This window comes from Streptococcus suis (genome assembly GCF_002964045.1).
GTDB lineage: Bacteria > Bacillota > Bacilli > Lactobacillales > Streptococcaceae > Streptococcus > Streptococcus suis_U.
Genome location: NZ_POPB01000650.1, coordinates 1 through 312 on the forward strand (window position 1 = coordinate 1; position 312 = coordinate 312).

The 312-nt window shown below is 39.7% G+C and carries 1 protein-coding gene; it reads left to right on the forward strand.

Annotated features, from left to right (window positions below; translation table 11 throughout):
• Positions 1-103 precede the first annotated feature (103 nt).
• Positions 104-312, forward strand: a 209-nt coding sequence (locus C1E99_RS13895; protein ID WP_153060286.1) for a helix-turn-helix domain-containing protein, incomplete at its 3' end; no start/stop codon positions are given.

Below are 312 nucleotides of genomic sequence, written 5' to 3' on the forward strand. Positions count from 1 at the left end.
CCAAAATTCTCAAAGTAAGTTCTAGTCTAACACCAAAACTGGAAATTAGACTGAGACAAGGAAATAAGGTAGAACTTACTTTGGGACAAGTTGGTAACTGACAATGAAAAACAAACACTTAACTCTCTCTGATCGCAACGATATTCAAATAGGAATCGAACAACTTAAGTCCTTCTCAGCTATCGCTGTTAAGCTAGGAAAAGATCCGTCCACAATCTCAAAAGAAGTTCGGAGAAATAGAGTGGTGAAAGAGAACTCTAGTACTTCCAATTGTGAGGCCTGCCCTCTGCTCAAAAAGGCTCCCTACGTTTG